At 40.6% G+C, this 13,724-nt stretch carries 15 protein-coding genes; 5 read left to right on the top strand and 10 right to left on the bottom strand.

Going from position 1 to position 13,724, the window contains the following annotated elements; translation table 11 throughout:
* Positions 1 to 13: 13 nt before the first annotated feature.
* From HY063_11335 to HY063_11305, 7 genes are all read right to left on the bottom strand, one after another.
* On the bottom strand, positions 14 to 658 hold the full coding sequence (locus tag HY063_11335) for a PIN domain-containing protein (GenBank protein ID MBI3502376.1): 645 nt from the start codon (positions 656 to 658) through the stop codon (positions 14 to 16).
* Between the two features lie 37 nt (positions 659 to 695).
* Entirely contained in the window at positions 696 to 2,096 is a 1,401-nt protein-coding gene (locus HY063_11330) for an NAD(P)(+) transhydrogenase (Re/Si-specific) subunit beta (GenBank protein MBI3502375.1), read from the bottom strand.
* Positions 2,097 to 2,223: 127 nt separating this feature from the next.
* On the bottom strand, positions 2,224 to 2,532 hold the full coding sequence (locus HY063_11325; GenBank protein MBI3502374.1) for an NAD(P) transhydrogenase subunit alpha: 309 nt from the start codon (positions 2,530 to 2,532) through the stop codon (positions 2,224 to 2,226).
* Between the two features lie 143 nt (positions 2,533 to 2,675).
* On the bottom strand, positions 2,676 to 3,806 hold the full coding sequence (locus HY063_11320) for a Re/Si-specific NAD(P)(+) transhydrogenase subunit alpha (GenBank protein ID MBI3502373.1): 1,131 nt from the start codon (positions 3,804 to 3,806) through the stop codon (positions 2,676 to 2,678).
* Between the two features lie 189 nt (positions 3,807 to 3,995).
* Complete coding sequence (locus tag HY063_11315; protein ID MBI3502372.1) at positions 3,996 to 4,835, bottom strand: hypothetical protein; 840 nt, start codon at positions 4,833 to 4,835, stop codon at positions 3,996 to 3,998.
* 39 nt (positions 4,836 to 4,874) lie between these two features.
* Positions 4,875 to 5,591, bottom strand: a complete 717-nt coding sequence (locus HY063_11310) for a M15 family metallopeptidase (GenBank protein ID MBI3502371.1) — start codon at positions 5,589 to 5,591, stop codon at positions 4,875 to 4,877.
* Positions 5,592 to 5,710: 119 nt separating this feature from the next.
* Positions 5,711 to 6,349 (bottom strand): hypothetical protein, encoded by a 639-nt coding sequence (locus HY063_11305; protein ID MBI3502370.1) that lies wholly within the window; start codon positions 6,347 to 6,349, stop codon positions 5,711 to 5,713.
* A gap of 193 nt (positions 6,350 to 6,542) precedes the next feature.
* On the opposite strand from HY063_11305, the gene HY063_11300 reads away from it, so the two are divergent.
* The 5 genes from HY063_11300 (at position 6,543) to HY063_11280 (ending at position 9,942) form a co-directional block, all read left to right on the top strand.
* On the top strand, positions 6,543 to 7,028 hold the full coding sequence (locus tag HY063_11300) for a DUF1573 domain-containing protein (GenBank protein ID MBI3502369.1): 486 nt from the start codon (positions 6,543 to 6,545) through the stop codon (positions 7,026 to 7,028).
* Positions 7,029 to 7,076: 48 nt separating this feature from the next.
* Entirely contained in the window at positions 7,077 to 7,613 is a 537-nt protein-coding gene (locus tag HY063_11295) for a DUF1573 domain-containing protein (GenBank protein ID MBI3502368.1), read from the top strand.
* Positions 7,614 to 7,660: 47 nt separating this feature from the next.
* Positions 7,661 to 8,158: a DUF1573 domain-containing protein gene (locus HY063_11290; protein MBI3502367.1), complete on the top strand. Its 498-nt coding sequence runs from the start codon at positions 7,661 to 7,663 to the stop codon at positions 8,156 to 8,158.
* Between the two features lie 54 nt (positions 8,159 to 8,212).
* A complete protein-coding gene (locus HY063_11285; protein MBI3502366.1) occupies positions 8,213 to 8,623 on the top strand; it encodes a DUF1573 domain-containing protein in 411 nt (136 codons plus the stop codon).
* A gap of 92 nt (positions 8,624 to 8,715) precedes the next feature.
* Positions 8,716 to 9,942, top strand: a complete 1,227-nt coding sequence (locus HY063_11280) for a pyridoxal phosphate-dependent aminotransferase (GenBank protein MBI3502365.1) — start codon at positions 8,716 to 8,718, stop codon at positions 9,940 to 9,942.
* On the opposite strand, the gene HY063_11275 is transcribed toward HY063_11280, so the two are convergent.
* From HY063_11275 to HY063_11265, 3 genes are read right to left on the bottom strand one after another with little or no spacing between them, the layout of a single operon-like run.
* Positions 9,939 to 10,742, bottom strand: a complete 804-nt coding sequence (locus tag HY063_11275; GenBank protein ID MBI3502364.1) for an N-acetylmuramic acid 6-phosphate etherase — start codon at positions 10,740 to 10,742, stop codon at positions 9,939 to 9,941. The genes HY063_11280 and HY063_11275 overlap by 4 nt on opposite strands.
* Positions 10,739 to 11,221: a hypothetical protein gene (locus tag HY063_11270; GenBank protein ID MBI3502363.1), complete on the bottom strand. Its 483-nt coding sequence runs from the start codon at positions 11,219 to 11,221 to the stop codon at positions 10,739 to 10,741. Before HY063_11270 ends, HY063_11275 begins: the two co-directional genes overlap by 4 nt.
* On the bottom strand, positions 11,221 to 13,626 hold the full coding sequence (locus HY063_11265; GenBank protein MBI3502362.1) for a transketolase: 2,406 nt from the start codon (positions 13,624 to 13,626) through the stop codon (positions 11,221 to 11,223). The genes HY063_11270 and HY063_11265 overlap by 1 nt, the downstream gene beginning before the upstream one ends.
* Positions 13,627 to 13,724 lie beyond the last annotated feature (98 nt).

Genomic DNA, 13,724 nt, shown 5'->3' with positions numbered 1-13,724 from the left:
GAACTCGTTTGAGTTAATCTGAGTGTTTGGTTTTCTGAGCGAAATGTTTTTCAACAAACTCTTTTGTGAATTTGTTTGATTCTTCGATATAAGCAGTTGGATTTTTCCAGTATAATTCACCCAGTTCATCACGTATCGCACGCACCGTTTGCATGGCGGGAATGCTTTTTCCATAATACACCGAAGATTCTTCGGCTTTTGAATTATTTTTTTTCTGTGTCACTTCTTTCGGGCTTCTTATATCTATATTCTGATATCCAAATTTACGATTTATCTCGTTATACTGTTTGATGCGAAAAAAGTTTACCATGTGAGTAAAGTTCCAACTCACCAGCACATCGGCTTTGGTTATAGTGGCGCAGGCAATATGAAGCGCATCGCTGACGTAGCGTTTTGTAAGGGCGCCTTCTTCTACATATTTATTAGCAAGGGAAATGATTCTTTCATCAAACAAAATAACTTCAGTTTTCTTTTCCAGAATCGAAAGTAAAAGCCCGCTCACTCTTTCATGCGCTTTAATTATTTCTCTTATTACTTCAACTGACACAACAGCCGTGTGCTCAGCATTCAATAACTCTTTAAAAAATAATTTTGTCTCTGCTGAAAATTCCGCATCAAAGTATCCGCCAAACACAGAAGTGTCAATGTAAAATTTCATTCGTCAAAGATAGAAGAATGTGTGCCGGAAGCACAACTTACATTGTCTTCAACTCAGCCACTAATTCAGTAAGCGCTTTTTTCGCATCACCGAAAAACATGCTTGACTTTGGGTTGTAGAAAAGTTCATTGTCAATGCCGGCATAGCCCGCGTTCATCGAGCGTTTGTTAATGATGATGTTCTTTGCTTTTTCCGCTTCGAGAATCGGCATTCCGTAAATGGGAGAAGCAGGATTTGTTTTTGCAGCGGGGTTCACTACATCGTTCGCTCCCACAATTAAAACAACATCGGTGGTGTCAAACTGGGGATTGATTTCATCCATCTCAACGAGTTTTCCATAATCCACATTCGCTTCGGCAAGCAGCACATTCATGTGCCCGGGCATTCGCCCTGCTACGGGATGAATGGCATATTTAACTTCCACGCCTCTTTCTTCGAGAAGCATTTCCAGTTCATGAATTACATGCTGCGCCTGAGCAACTGCTAATCCGTAACCGGGAACAATCACCACTTTCTTTGCATAGTTCATCATCACCGCAGCATCTGTTACCGATGCTTCTTTCACACTGCCTCCTGCAGTTGTTGCTCCGGCAGCGGCTGCTTTGCTTCCTTCGCCAAATGCGCCAAAGATTACATTCGAAAGCGGGCGGTTCATGGCGCGGCACATTAATATGGTAAGCAGCGTTCCTGCTGAGCCAACCAGGATTCCACCGGTGAGCATAATTTTATTATCGTATAAAAATCCTCCGAAGCCGGCAGCCATTCCGGTGAATGAGTTGAGCAAGGAAATTACCACGGGCATATCTGCTCCTCCAATGGGAATGGTGAAAAGAATTCCGTAGAGCAGGGCAGAAGCAAAGAGCAGATAAACCAGCGGAAGATTTCCTCCCGAATAAATTAAATATGCGCCAAAGCCGAGCACGCCCACCATCACTGCATTGTTGAGCATATTGTAAGAAGGAAGACGAATTGGTTTTGCCATTGTGCCGTTCAGTTTCAGAAAAGCAATCATGCTTCCTGAAAAAGAAACCGAGCCGATGATGAGTGCGGCAATGATGGCGAGCATGAATCCTGTTTCTGTCGATGCGCCTGTTTCAACATGATGATTGAATTCAATTAGAGAAATTAAAGCTGCGCAGGCGCCTCCCATTCCGTTGAAGAGGGAAACGAGTTCGGGCATTTTCGTCATCAAAACTTTTTTCGCTGTCATCCATCCAATCACTGTTCCAATTGCAATGGCGGCAAAAATTAATCCGTACACAATGGGTTTTACTTCTCCTTCGTGCAAAACAATTGTTCCGACAATGGCAATGGTCATTCCGCAGGCGCCCAAAAGATTTCCGTTGCGCGCGGTCTTCGGATTGCTCATCATTTTTAATCCCATCACAAAAGTTACTGAGCCGAGGAGGTAAACTATTCCGAGGATTGAAGAGTACATAAAATTCTTTATTAATTTAAAATGCCAATATACGCATGAATACTAATGAAACGAATCATACTAATAGCAGCCATTCGTATTATTCGTTATTTGTATCATTAGTATCAATTAGTATATTAGCATTATATTATTTTTTCTTCTTAAACATTTCCAGCATTCTGTCTGTGACCACAAATCCTCCAACAACATTGAGTGTTCCTAAAAGGACAGCGAGAAAACCTAAAGCAAGAGCAAAATAATTTGATGAATCAACATTCAGCATGACGAAGATGGCGCCTACAATCACTACACCGTGAATTGCATTTGCACCTGACATCAGTGGCGTGTGCAGAACGGTTGGAACATTTCCAATCACTTCCACTCCCACGAAGATGGAAAGGATGACGAAGTAAAAAGTCATCTGATGATCTGAAATAAAATTTAGAATTGTGTCCATAATTTTTTTTATTATAATGCCAATATACAAATGAATACTAATGAAACTAATTATACTAATGTGCGAATGGATTATTAGTATTCATTTGTATTATTCGTTTCATTGGTATCAATTAGTATATTAGAATTTGAATTAATGAATGATTAAGTATTAACTGGTTTCGATACGCTGGGATGTACTGCCATTCCTTTATGCACAATCAAACTTCCTTTTGTAATATCTTCTTCCATTTCCCATTTGAATTTGTCTTTGTCGGCAAGATGTAAAAGAAGTTCGCTGATATTTTTTGCGTACATCTGGCTGGCATTCATCGGCAGGCAGCTGGCAAGATTGCTTTCGCCAATAATGGTGACTCCTTCTTTTACAATGGATTTATTTAGTTCGCTGAGTTCACAGTTGCCGCCTTGTTCCACAGCCATATCCACGATTACGGAACCGAGCATCATTGTTTTAACCATTTCGCGCGTAACAAGCACGGGAGATTTTTTTCCGGGGATGAGAGCCGTTGTGATTACTATGTCTGCTTCTGAAATATGTTTGGTAAGAATTTCCCGCTGGCGTTTAAGAAATTCTTCCGATACGGTTTTTACATATCCGCCTTCTGTTTTGATGGATTCATCTTTTCCCACGTCAATAAATTTTGCACCGAGCGACTGAACCTGCTCTTTTGTTTCCGGGCGAATGTCGGTTACTTCCACCACGGCTCCCAGTCGTTTGGCAGTTGCTGCTGCCTGTAGTCCTGCCACTCCCGCTCCGAAAATCATCACCTTCGCGGGGCGGATAGTTCCTGCCGCAGTAGTCATCATCGGAAAAACTTTTCCAAGCGCGTTGGCTCCAAGGAGGACGGCTTTGTATGCAGCAAGATTGGTTTGAGAACTCAACGCATCCATTTTTTGCGCGCGCGAAATGCGCGGAACTGCGTCCATTGAGAATGCGGAGATGCCGGCTTTCACGCATGCACTTACCAAATCAGGATGAGTGGCGGCATACATGAAGGAAATCAGCACTGCTTCTTTCTTCATCCGGGAAATTTCTTCGGGCGTTGGCGCGTTCACCATCAGTATCACATCCGATTCGGAAAAAATTTGTTTGCGGTCCGTAATCATGTTTGCATTCACACTTCGGTACTGACGATTGGAAAAGTTGGAGAGAAAACCTGCGTCTTCTTCCACCAGCACTTCAAAACCTTTTCCGATTAAAGTTTTAGCAACATCGGGTGTTACGGCTACGCGCCTTTCGCGATCTTTTGTTTCTTTCGGAACTCCTATCTTCATAAATAATGGAATAGTGGAATAATGGAATGGTGGAATAATGAAGAAACGGTTAAATGCTCAGATGAATGGATGGCTTTTTTCCAATCTTCCATTCTTCCAGCATTCCATCCTTCCGGTCTTTTCATAAAGGAGAGCGAATTTAGAAAAATTTGGGAACAGGACAAAAATTGGAAAAGAGTTGAACGAAATTTATTCTTGCTTTTCTCCGTTTACATATTTTTCCGTGTCTGTTGGAAGTCCTTCTTCATCGTAGAGAATCAATGTGCCGTTTCCGTTTTTCATAGTTCCTTTATCTGATGAATTTCCCATAGCGTCATAATTGCAGGTTACTTCAACTAATTTTCCTTCTTTATAAATGCGTTCAGACCAAGGTTTCCCATTCGTGTGAAAATATTTATAGTCGCCATCCAATTCATCATTGAAATAAAATCCCTTCGACTTGGTTTTTTTGTTGGGATAAAATGTTTCAAATCCATTTAGTTTCTTTCCGCCTATTATTGTGTCAGTATATTTTGCTTTTATCCAGCCGGCAGGAAAATATTCTTCCCGCAAAATTGCTTTTTCATTTTCTATTTTATAAACACTGGTGAGACGACCGGATTCATATTCTTTTATTATTCCCTGCGGCTTGCCATTTACATAAGTTGCCACCCGCGAGGTGTCGTGACCTCTGAATAAAATTTCATTGCCATTTTTTTTGCCGTGCAAATAATTTGTTTTGGAAAATAATTCCCAGGGCAAATGACCGTATGCCATATGTGCCAGATAAAGCAGCCATGCACCTTCCCGTTGTCCCTTTGAATAATTGCCAATTGCTGCTATGTATATCGTATCTCCTGTTATTGATGTATCGGCATACTCAAACCATTTTCCATCTTTTAATCCGTTAACAAAGCTTCCGCTGTCTTTGAATTGTTTGATAATACTTGCGCCAAGGGAATCTTTCAAATATTCTGAAAAGTCAGTTTTCAATCCCGCATCTTCTCCGCTAAAAATTAATTTATCTTCTTCCTGGTTTTGGCAGGACATGAAAATTGAAATCAAAAATAGCAGCGCATATGATTTCATTTAATCTACAATATGATATTTCTCTCCGGCAATTTTTAATGAACTTCCATTGAAGTGCCACCACTCGGTGGTGATGGGGGTGAAGCCGGCTTCGGTCATCACATCACGAAGAAGTTTTCGGTTTTCAAATTGACGCCACGTGAGTTTGCCTTCGTCAATCATTCTTTGCTCCGCGATGGGATGCCCGAGTTCTCCGAAATAATCGTAAGGAGTTCCCATATCCATTTCCCATCCTTCTTCATTCACAATGCTCACATCCACCGCGCAGCCGAAGTTGTGAAGCGAACCCACTTCGGGATTGGAAACATATTTATCTTTGAGTTTTTCCGGAACCTGAACTTCATCCCACATCATTTGCTGAATGGAAAGGGGGCGAACACCATCGTATATAATTAAGGAATAGAAAGGATATTTTTCTTTCAATAGTTTTTGCGCCTTCACCACTTTTTCTGCTATCTCTTTCTGCAAATAACAATTTTTCAATTCTCCGTACATGTTCTTGTGAAGGAAATTATCTTCCGTGGAATATTTCAGGGAAACTTTTATAGAGGTATCGAGCGAGTTAATGTTCATCAAGCCGAACGCAATTAATTTTTGTTCGAGGAAAGTCAGCCCCCTCCCTGTTTCCCTCCCCCGTTGGGGGAGGGTTGGGGTGGGGGCAGATGAAAATAGATTCGGTAAAACTGAAGCCGAAAAAATATTCTCTCCGAATATCATTTGCTCGAAGGTTTTTGGAACTCGCGAGAAATCTTTTACAGGAGTCCGGAAAAGAAAAAGCAAAAGCAGTTCAGTTGAAAGAACAATTACTGCTAAAAAAGAATATCGCCTGAGGAAATTCACCGAGCCAAAATTAATCTTTTGGCGCGAATGTAAAATAAAGCAATTGCAGAGAAGATGAGCGCTTCTCCCGCTATGAAAATCCACCAGTCAAAATGCGTGGGAGTATAATGGCTGATGGCATCAAGCACTTCGCCTTTATAAGTTTGAATGCAGTGGTAACAATCAAGCACAAACGAAAAAATCACAACAAAACTTCCTGTGGAAAATAAAATCCATTCCTCCCAATTTATTTTTATAGAAGAAATCTTTTCATTGTAATAAATAAGAATGAGTGTTGCGTAAATCATGGTGAGAGAAATTAGTATTGGCGCAATCACCGGACCCACCCACGGAAGAGGAATCAGAAAAAGAATATCCCTAGTGAAAAGCGATTCAGGCCAGTTGAGCAGAACTTTCAGGAACACATAATAAAAAATATCCCATACTGCGAAGCAATAAAGAAACCACGCGAATCGTTGTGTAGAATTTTTTCCTGCAATAATTCCGATTCCTGCAAGCATGATGATGGTGGCAAGTTCTCTTCCAATTTCAGTGATAGCAATTAAATTATTCATGTTCGTTAAAGGGAAATTAAAACCAAGCGGATAATAAATTGCGCGGAGGTAAACCACCACTGCCGATTCAAGGTAACCCATGGCAATGCTGAAGAGCGTGAGCCAGATGAGAGTTCGTTTCATGATTTTTATTGCAACGTTAAAGCTGTTAAGATATTTTTAGTTTAGTTTTTTAACAATGTAAAAAGTCATTTGTTGAAATAAATTTAAGAATTAAATGTTTTGTTATATTTTCTTGGCATAATTTTGGATTTTAATAACAAAACTAAGCAACATGAAAAAATTTCTTTATATCCTTCTTATTACAGGAACATCTGCAATTGCTCAGGAGAAACCGAATCCGCCTGCGCCAAAACCACAGGTAAATCCCAATGCTTCGCCCACCGCAGCTGAAATAACTTTTGAAGAACTTTCACATGATTTCGGAACCGTGAAAAAAGGTTCGTCCATCGTTTATAAATTCAAATACAAAAACACCGGCAAAGAAGCGCTCGTGATTAATGAATGCCGTGCGGGATGCGGCTGCACCAAACCTCATTGCTCGAAGGAGCCGCTTAAGCATGGCAAATCAGATTACATAGAAGTGCATTACGACAGTACGCGCGTTGGAAATTTTGCCAAGGAGGTCACTATTTCTTCCAATGCGAAAACTCCTCTGGTAAATCTTGTAATCAGAGGCATGGTTGTTGAAGAAACGGAAGGAACCGATGCTCCTGCAAAGGATGAAGAAAAAATGAAATCGAACGAAAACAAGAAGTAACATAATTCAAAATATATTTTAACTTTGTTCACATTAAAAAAAAGTATCATGAAAAAAACAATTTTATCTCTCGGAATTTTAATTTGTATTGGAATCCTGAGCGGAGTCGAAGGATCTTTCGCACAGGAAGCACCCAAAACAACTCCGAAGCAGGAACCGGTCAAGACCGCCATTACGCCAACTCCGATTGCGCCTCCGGCACAGGATGCAAAAGCAAATCCCAATGCTCCTGAAATAACTTTTGAAGAAACTGCACACGATTTTGCAACACTTCAGAAAGGAGACGAATGCTCGCACGAATTCAAATTCAAAAATACCGGCAAAGAGCCGCTCATCATTTCGAATTGCCAGGCATCGTGCGGATGCACCACTCCTTCTTGTCCGAAAGAACCCATTGCTCCGGGTGCAAGCGGAGTCATCAAAATTAAATACGATAGTAACCGCGTGGGAGTTTTCACAAAAACAGTTACGATAACTTCAAACGCAAAAAATTCTCCTCTTACTCTTTCTATCAAAGGAACCATTGAAGGTCCTGCACAGGAAGAAGCCTTTCCCGGAACGAAAAACGGAGGAATGGGACAATAAAAAAAGTAAAGTAAAAATTCAAAGAACTCACAACTAAAAAATCAATTATGAAAAAAACAATTCTTGCAATCGCGGCAATCCTGTTCACCGCGTTTATCACCAAAGCTCAAACAGCAGCACCGGCACCAGCTCCTGCTCCGCAAAACACAGCGACTGTTGCTCCTGAAAATCCAAATGCCCCGGACATTATTTTTGAAAATGAAAATATTGATTACGGAACAATAGAAAATGATGCAGACGGCAACCGCGAATTCAAATTCAAGAATAAAGGAAAAGAGCCGCTGATTATTTACAGTGCGACCGGTTCATGCGGATGCACGGTTCCTACTGCACCTAAAGACCCGATTAAACCGGGAGAAACCGGAGTAATCAAAGTTCACTACGATACAAAGCGCGTGGGAAGTTTTGAAAAAACTGTTACGGTTTCTTCCAATGCAAAAACTCCGAGCAAAACTTTGAAGATTCACGGCACCGTGAAGGCAGCTCCAACTCCTGCAGGAACTGTTACTGCTTCTCCGTCTGTTCCGCCAACAAATCCTCACTAAGTTTTTTTTGAAATTGTGAAGCGATTTCAAAAATTTATCCCGTACATTTTTATTTTGTACGGGATATTTTTTTTCTTTTTTGTCATTCTGAGCGGAGTCGAAGCAACCGCACAGGAAAAAAAATCAGGCGCATTTCTTAAAATTAAAAATCCAAAATACAATTTTGGTTTTGTAAAGCAGGGAACCACCGTGAAAATTGAATATGAGTTTACGAATTCAGGAACGGATACTCTTCGCATTTCAACTATAGAAGTTACCTGCGGATGCACGGTAGGAGATTTTCCGCATTACCCGATTAAGCCCGGAGATTCGGGAATAATTCTTCTTACCTTCAACACCAAAGAAAAATATGACAGGCAAGATAGAACGGTGGATGTAATTTCAAACGCTTCAAATTCTCCTACAAAACTTCGTTTCAAAGGAGTGATTCAGGAAAATAAATCAGAAAAAAAAAGTAACAGGTAAAATTTAAGATGTAATATTTAAGAAAGAAAAATTATTGTGATACATTTGCCAGTAAATATTACCTATTAAATCTTCGATATTAAATTACTGCAATGCCAAAAATTTCTCACAAAGCGAAGCAAATGCCTGCATCTCCCATCCGCAAACTGGTTCCGTATGCAGAGCAGGCAAAAAAAATGGGAAGAAAAGTTTATCATTTAAACATTGGTCAGCCGGATATTGAAACTCCCGAAACAATGCTGAACGCTATTAAAAATTTTTCACCGAAAGTAGTGGAGTATTCTCACAGCGCAGGAATTGAAAGTTACCGAAGAAAACTTGCAGGGTATTACAAGAAGCACAGCATTAACATAGATTTTTCCGACATCATTATTACTACAGGCGGCTCGGAAGCAATTGAAATTGCAATGATGACTTGCCTGAACGAAGGAGATGAAATAATTATTCCCGAACCTTTTTACGCAAACTATAATGGATTTTCCACGCGGGCAGGAGTGGTGGTGAAGCCGGTTCGTTCTAATATTGAAAGCGGTTTTGCTCTTCCTTCCATTACCAAGTTTGAAAAAGTGATTACGAAGAAAACAAAAGCAATTATGATTTGCAATCCGAATAATCCAACCGGTTATTTATATTCCAGAGAAGAGTTGGAAGCGCTTCGCGATTTAGTTCTCAAGCACGATTTATTTTTATTTGCCGATGAAGTTTACCGTGAATTCTGCTATGATGGCGAAGAACATTTTTCTGTGATGCGTTTGAAAGGAATTGAAAACAATGTCATCCTTCTCGATTCCGTTTCGAAAAGATATTCCGCCTGCGGTGCAAGGATTGGCGCGCTCATTTCTAAAAACAAAGATGTGATGGCGTATGCTTTGAAGTTTGCGCAGGCGAGATTGAGTCCGCCAACTTTCGGACAAGTTGCAGCCGAAGCTGCCATTGATACTCCGCAATCTTATTTTGACAAAGTGAAAAAAGAATATGTTGCACGAAGAGATTATGTGATTGATGCGCTGAATAAAATTGAAGGAGTGTTTTGCCCGAAACCTGCCGGAGCATTTTACTGCATTGTGCGCCTGCCGGTTGATGACGCAGATAATTTTTGCCAGTGGCTTCTTGAAAAGTTCGAATACAAAAACCAAACGGTGATGCTTGCTCCCGCAACAGGATTTTATTTTACTCCTGGTGCAGGCAAAGATGAAGTGCGCATTGCTTACGTGTTAAAGATTGAAGATTTGAAAAATGCGATGAAGTGTTTAGAGGAAGCACTGAAAGTTTATCTGGGAAGAAAAGTAACCGAACGGGTGAAAGAGAAAGCAATTTAATTTTTTCCTCTCAGCGCTCTCCTCACACTTCCATATTTTAAAAGTAATTTTTTCGCAGAAGAGTAGGGGAGTTTAAGTTCGCGCATAATCATTTTTGTTCCGCGCTCTACCAGTTTGTTGTTCGAGAGATGCATGTCCACCATTTTATTTCCTCGCACACGCCCGAGTTTTATCATCACCGTGGAAGAAATCATATTCAAAACTAATTTCTGTGCGGTGCCGCTTTTCATTCGTGTGCTTCCGGTTACAAATTCCGGACCGACAACAACTACAACCGGATATTTTGCTGTGAGCGCAACCGGCCTGCCGGGATTGCAAGTGATGCAAGCAGTAATAATTTTATTTGCGTTGCATTTTTTCAACGCACCAACTACATAAGGCGTTGTTCCGCTTGCGGTAATTCCAATCACAACATCTTTTTTAGAAATTTTATTTGCTTTTAAATCTTTCCAACCTTGTTCCAAATTATCTTCAGCAAACTCAACTGCTTTTCTAATTGCTTTATCTCCACCTGCGATAAGTCCAATTACTTTTCCGTGTTCCACTCCATAGGTTGGCGGGCATTCCGATGCATCTACAATTCCCAATCGTCCGCTTGTTCCTGAGCCAATGTAAAATAATCGTCCGCCAGTTTTTAGTTTGCTTACAATTACTTTTACTAATTTTTCTATAGCGGGAATCGCTTTCTGAACAGCGCGGGGAACAGTTTGGTCTTCCTTATTTATACTGACAAGAAGTTTTTTCACATCCATCTTTTCAAGATGGTCGTAGTGAGAATCTATTTCAGTAATCTTTTTCATTTCTTCTTTCTCAGTTTTTCTTGCTTTATTCCTTCGCTGAAAAGATTTTGTTTCCATTCCTTGAAATCATCGTTGCAAAGCATTGTAAAGTTATCATCAATCGTATAAGTAAGCTCTTTGCTTTTGAAAATATATTTTATGTGCTCGGTGCTTTTCCTATCTGAACTTTTAATTTTTGAAGCGCAGCCGGTAAAAAGTTTTTCCAGTTTTTTCATTCCATCGAGCGGTAAAATGATTTTTAATTCTCTTGGCATTTCTCCGTCAGGAAAATCCGGATCCTTCCATAGAATTTCTTCAGTGGTATCTTGCTTTGTAAAAATAAAAGTATGAGTGTATCCGCCCCAGTCGCCTCTATATTCTTCGGTGAGGGAAAAGGATTGTTTGAATATTTTTTTTAGCGTGTCATTTTGAGAGAAGCCGTGAGAATAAACAAATAAAAATGAAAGTAGAAAAAATAAATTTATTCTAATGAAATGCATCAGTAAAGTTTTGGAAACTTTTGGGGATTGCTCTCGTGCATCAAATCATAAACCGTTTCGAAAACATCTTCAGCATTCGGCTTGGAAAAATAATCTCCATCGCTTCCGTAAGCTGGACGATGCGCTTTTGCGGAAATAGTTTTTGGTTCCGAGTCGAGAAAATTATATCCGCCTTGCTCTTCGAGAATTTTTTCCATCATGAAAGCCGAAGAACCGCCTGGCACATCTTCATCCATAAAAATAATTCTGTTTGTCTTTTTCAACGATTCGACAATGGAATGATGAATGTCGAAAGGAAGCAAAGTTTGCACATCAATCAATTCAACCGAAATATTTTTCTTTTCAAGATGAGTGATTGCTTCCATTGCAATTCTGCAATTGGGTCCGTAAGTAACGAGCGTAACATCATTTCCTTCTTTGAGAATTTCAGGAACACCGAGCGGATTTCCGAACTCGCCAAAATTCACAGGAGATTTTTCTTTCAAGCGGTAAGAATTCAGCGGCTCAATAATTATTCCCGGTTCATCAGAAGCGAGCAGCGTGTTGTAAAATCCTGCGGCCTTTGTCATATTTCTCGGAACACAAACGTGAATTCCGCGCAGCGCATTTATCACCATTCCCATAGGAGAACCGCTGTGCCAGATTCCTTCGAGGCGGTGACCGCGTGTGCGGATAATCACCGGAGCTTTCTGCCCGCCTTTCGTTCTGTACTGCACTGTTGCCAGATCATCGCTGAGAATTTGCACCGCATATAAAAGATAATCGAGATATTGAATTTCTGCAATCGGACGAAGCCCGCGCATTGCCATTCCGATTGCCTGCCCAATGATTGTGCACTCGCGAATTCCCGTATCGAACACGCGATGCTCACCATATTTTTTTTGCAAACCTTCCAGCCCCTGATTCACTCCTCCTATTTTTCCTGAATCTTCTCCGAAAATATGTACGGCAGGATATTTTGAAAGTATGGCGTCAAAATTTTCGCGTAGGACTTCTCTTCCGTCAATCATTTTTTCTTCTGAAGAAAATTCTACGGAAACTTCTTCCACTTTCAATGCTGAAAAATTTGATTCGCTGTGCAAGTGAGAAGAATATCTTTCAAAGTTCAGCGAGAGTTGTTCTTTAATCCAATGAGAAAGTTTTTCTCTCGCAGAATTATTTTCTTGAGTAACCCATAATGCTTTTCTCGCTATGGAAATCACATCTTTTCTTGTCGGGTCAATGGTTGATTTCAATTCATTGATTAATTCTTCTATTCCATTGATTTCACTTAATAAGGAAAGAACAATATTCAATTCTTCTTTTATCGGAACATTAAAAATTTTCCACGCATTATTTTTTGCTTCGCGCGCGCGGAGTTTTGCATCCGCTTCTATTTTATCCAACTCATCCGAGGAAGCAATTGCAGAATTTAAAATCCACTCGCGCATTTTTTTGAGCGGGTCGAAATCAATTTCCCATTGCAGGCGCTCCTTCGATTTATATCTTTCGTGCGAACCGCTCGTGCTGTGCCCTTGTGGCTGCGTCATTTCATCTACGTGAACTAAAACCGGAACGTGTTCCTCGCGCGCAATCTTCACTGCCTTCTCATACGTTTCGCAGAGATGCGGAAAATCCCATCCGCGTGTTTTCAGAATTTCATAGCCGTTTTTATTTTCATCGCGCTGAAATCCTTTGAGCGCTTCAGAAATATTTTCTTTTGTTGTCTGATATTTTTTAGGAACGGAAATTCCAAAATTATCATCCCACACCGAAACAATCATCGGCACCTGCAAAACTCCTCCGGCATTTATTGCTTCCCAAAACATTCCTTCGCTCGTGCTTGCATCGCCAATTGTTCCGAAGGCGACTTCATTTCCTTCATCGGAAAAATTTTTGAACTCTTCGCTGTGAAGATTCGGATTGTTGCGGTAAAATTTTGAAGCGAGCGCCAGCCCGAGCAATCGCGGCATCTGGCTTCCCGTAGGAGAAACATCGGAAGAAGAATTTTTAATCTTGGTTAAATCTTTCCACGTGCCGTCAGAATTCAGAGAGCGCGTTGCGTAATGCCCGCCCATCTGCCTGCCCGCGCTCATCGGGTCCGCTTCCACATCAGCGTTCGCGTACAAACCTGCAAACCATTGTTCGAGAGTAATTGTATTTGTTGCGAGCATAAATGTCTGGTCGCGGTAATAGCCGGAGCGGAAATCTCCTTCGCGAAAAACTTTTGCCATCGCAATCTGCGCAACTTCTTTTCCATCTCCGAAAATTCCAAACTTGGCTTTGCCCGTGAGAACTTCTTTTCTGCCGAGTAAACTTGTTTCGCGGCTTTCGTTGGCAATGCGGTAATCGCTGAGAATTGTTTTTTTGAATTCTTCGAACGATAATTTTTTTTCCACGCTTGCAGTTGTAGATTTTTTTGCCATAATCAATACGGACAAATATAATGAAAGATGGCTATGCGATTAACGATTTTAAGGATGGGGAAATCAAATTTTATCAGCATATATCTTGCCTTTGTTAT

This window comes from Bacteroidota bacterium (assembly GCA_016195025.1).
Lineage (GTDB): Bacteria > Bacteroidota > Bacteroidia > Palsa-948 > Palsa-948 > Palsa-948.
Note: the sequence above shows the minus strand (reverse complement) of the source record. Positions and strands in the feature narration are given on the sequence as shown.

Coding starts and splice junctions, on each gene's coding strand:
- HY063_11335 (MBI3502376.1), bottom strand. CDS start 658: ATGAAATTTTACATTGACACTTCTGTGTTTGGCGGATACTTTGATGCG.
- HY063_11330 (MBI3502375.1), bottom strand. CDS start 2,096: ATGTACTCTTCAATCCTCGGAATAGTTTACCTCCTCGGCTCAGTAACT.
- HY063_11325 (MBI3502374.1), bottom strand. CDS start 2,532: ATGGACACAATTCTAAATTTTATTTCAGATCATCAGATGACTTTTTAC.
- HY063_11320 (MBI3502373.1), bottom strand. CDS start 3,806: ATGAAGATAGGAGTTCCGAAAGAAACAAAAGATCGCGAAAGGCGCGTA.
- HY063_11315 (MBI3502372.1), bottom strand. CDS start 4,835: ATGTCCTGCCAAAACCAGGAAGAAGATAAATTAATTTTTAGCGGAGAA.
- HY063_11310 (MBI3502371.1), bottom strand. CDS start 5,591: ATGATATTCGGAGAGAATATTTTTTCGGCTTCAGTTTTACCGAATCTA.
- HY063_11305 (MBI3502370.1), bottom strand. CDS start 6,349: ATGGGTTACCTTGAATCGGCAGTGGTGGTTTACCTCCGCGCAATTTAT.
- HY063_11300 (MBI3502369.1), top strand. CDS start 6,543: ATGAAAAAATTTCTTTATATCCTTCTTATTACAGGAACATCTGCAATT.
- HY063_11295 (MBI3502368.1), top strand. CDS start 7,077: ATGAAAAAAACAATTTTATCTCTCGGAATTTTAATTTGTATTGGAATC.
- HY063_11290 (MBI3502367.1), top strand. CDS start 7,661: ATGAAAAAAACAATTCTTGCAATCGCGGCAATCCTGTTCACCGCGTTT.
- HY063_11280 (MBI3502365.1), top strand. CDS start 8,716: ATGCCAAAAATTTCTCACAAAGCGAAGCAAATGCCTGCATCTCCCATC.
- HY063_11275 (MBI3502364.1), bottom strand. CDS start 10,742: ATGAAAAAGATTACTGAAATAGATTCTCACTACGACCATCTTGAAAAG.
- HY063_11270 (MBI3502363.1), bottom strand. CDS start 11,221: ATGCATTTCATTAGAATAAATTTATTTTTTCTACTTTCATTTTTATTT.
- HY063_11265 (MBI3502362.1), bottom strand. CDS start 13,626: ATGGCAAAAAAATCTACAACTGCAAGCGTGGAAAAAAAATTATCGTTC.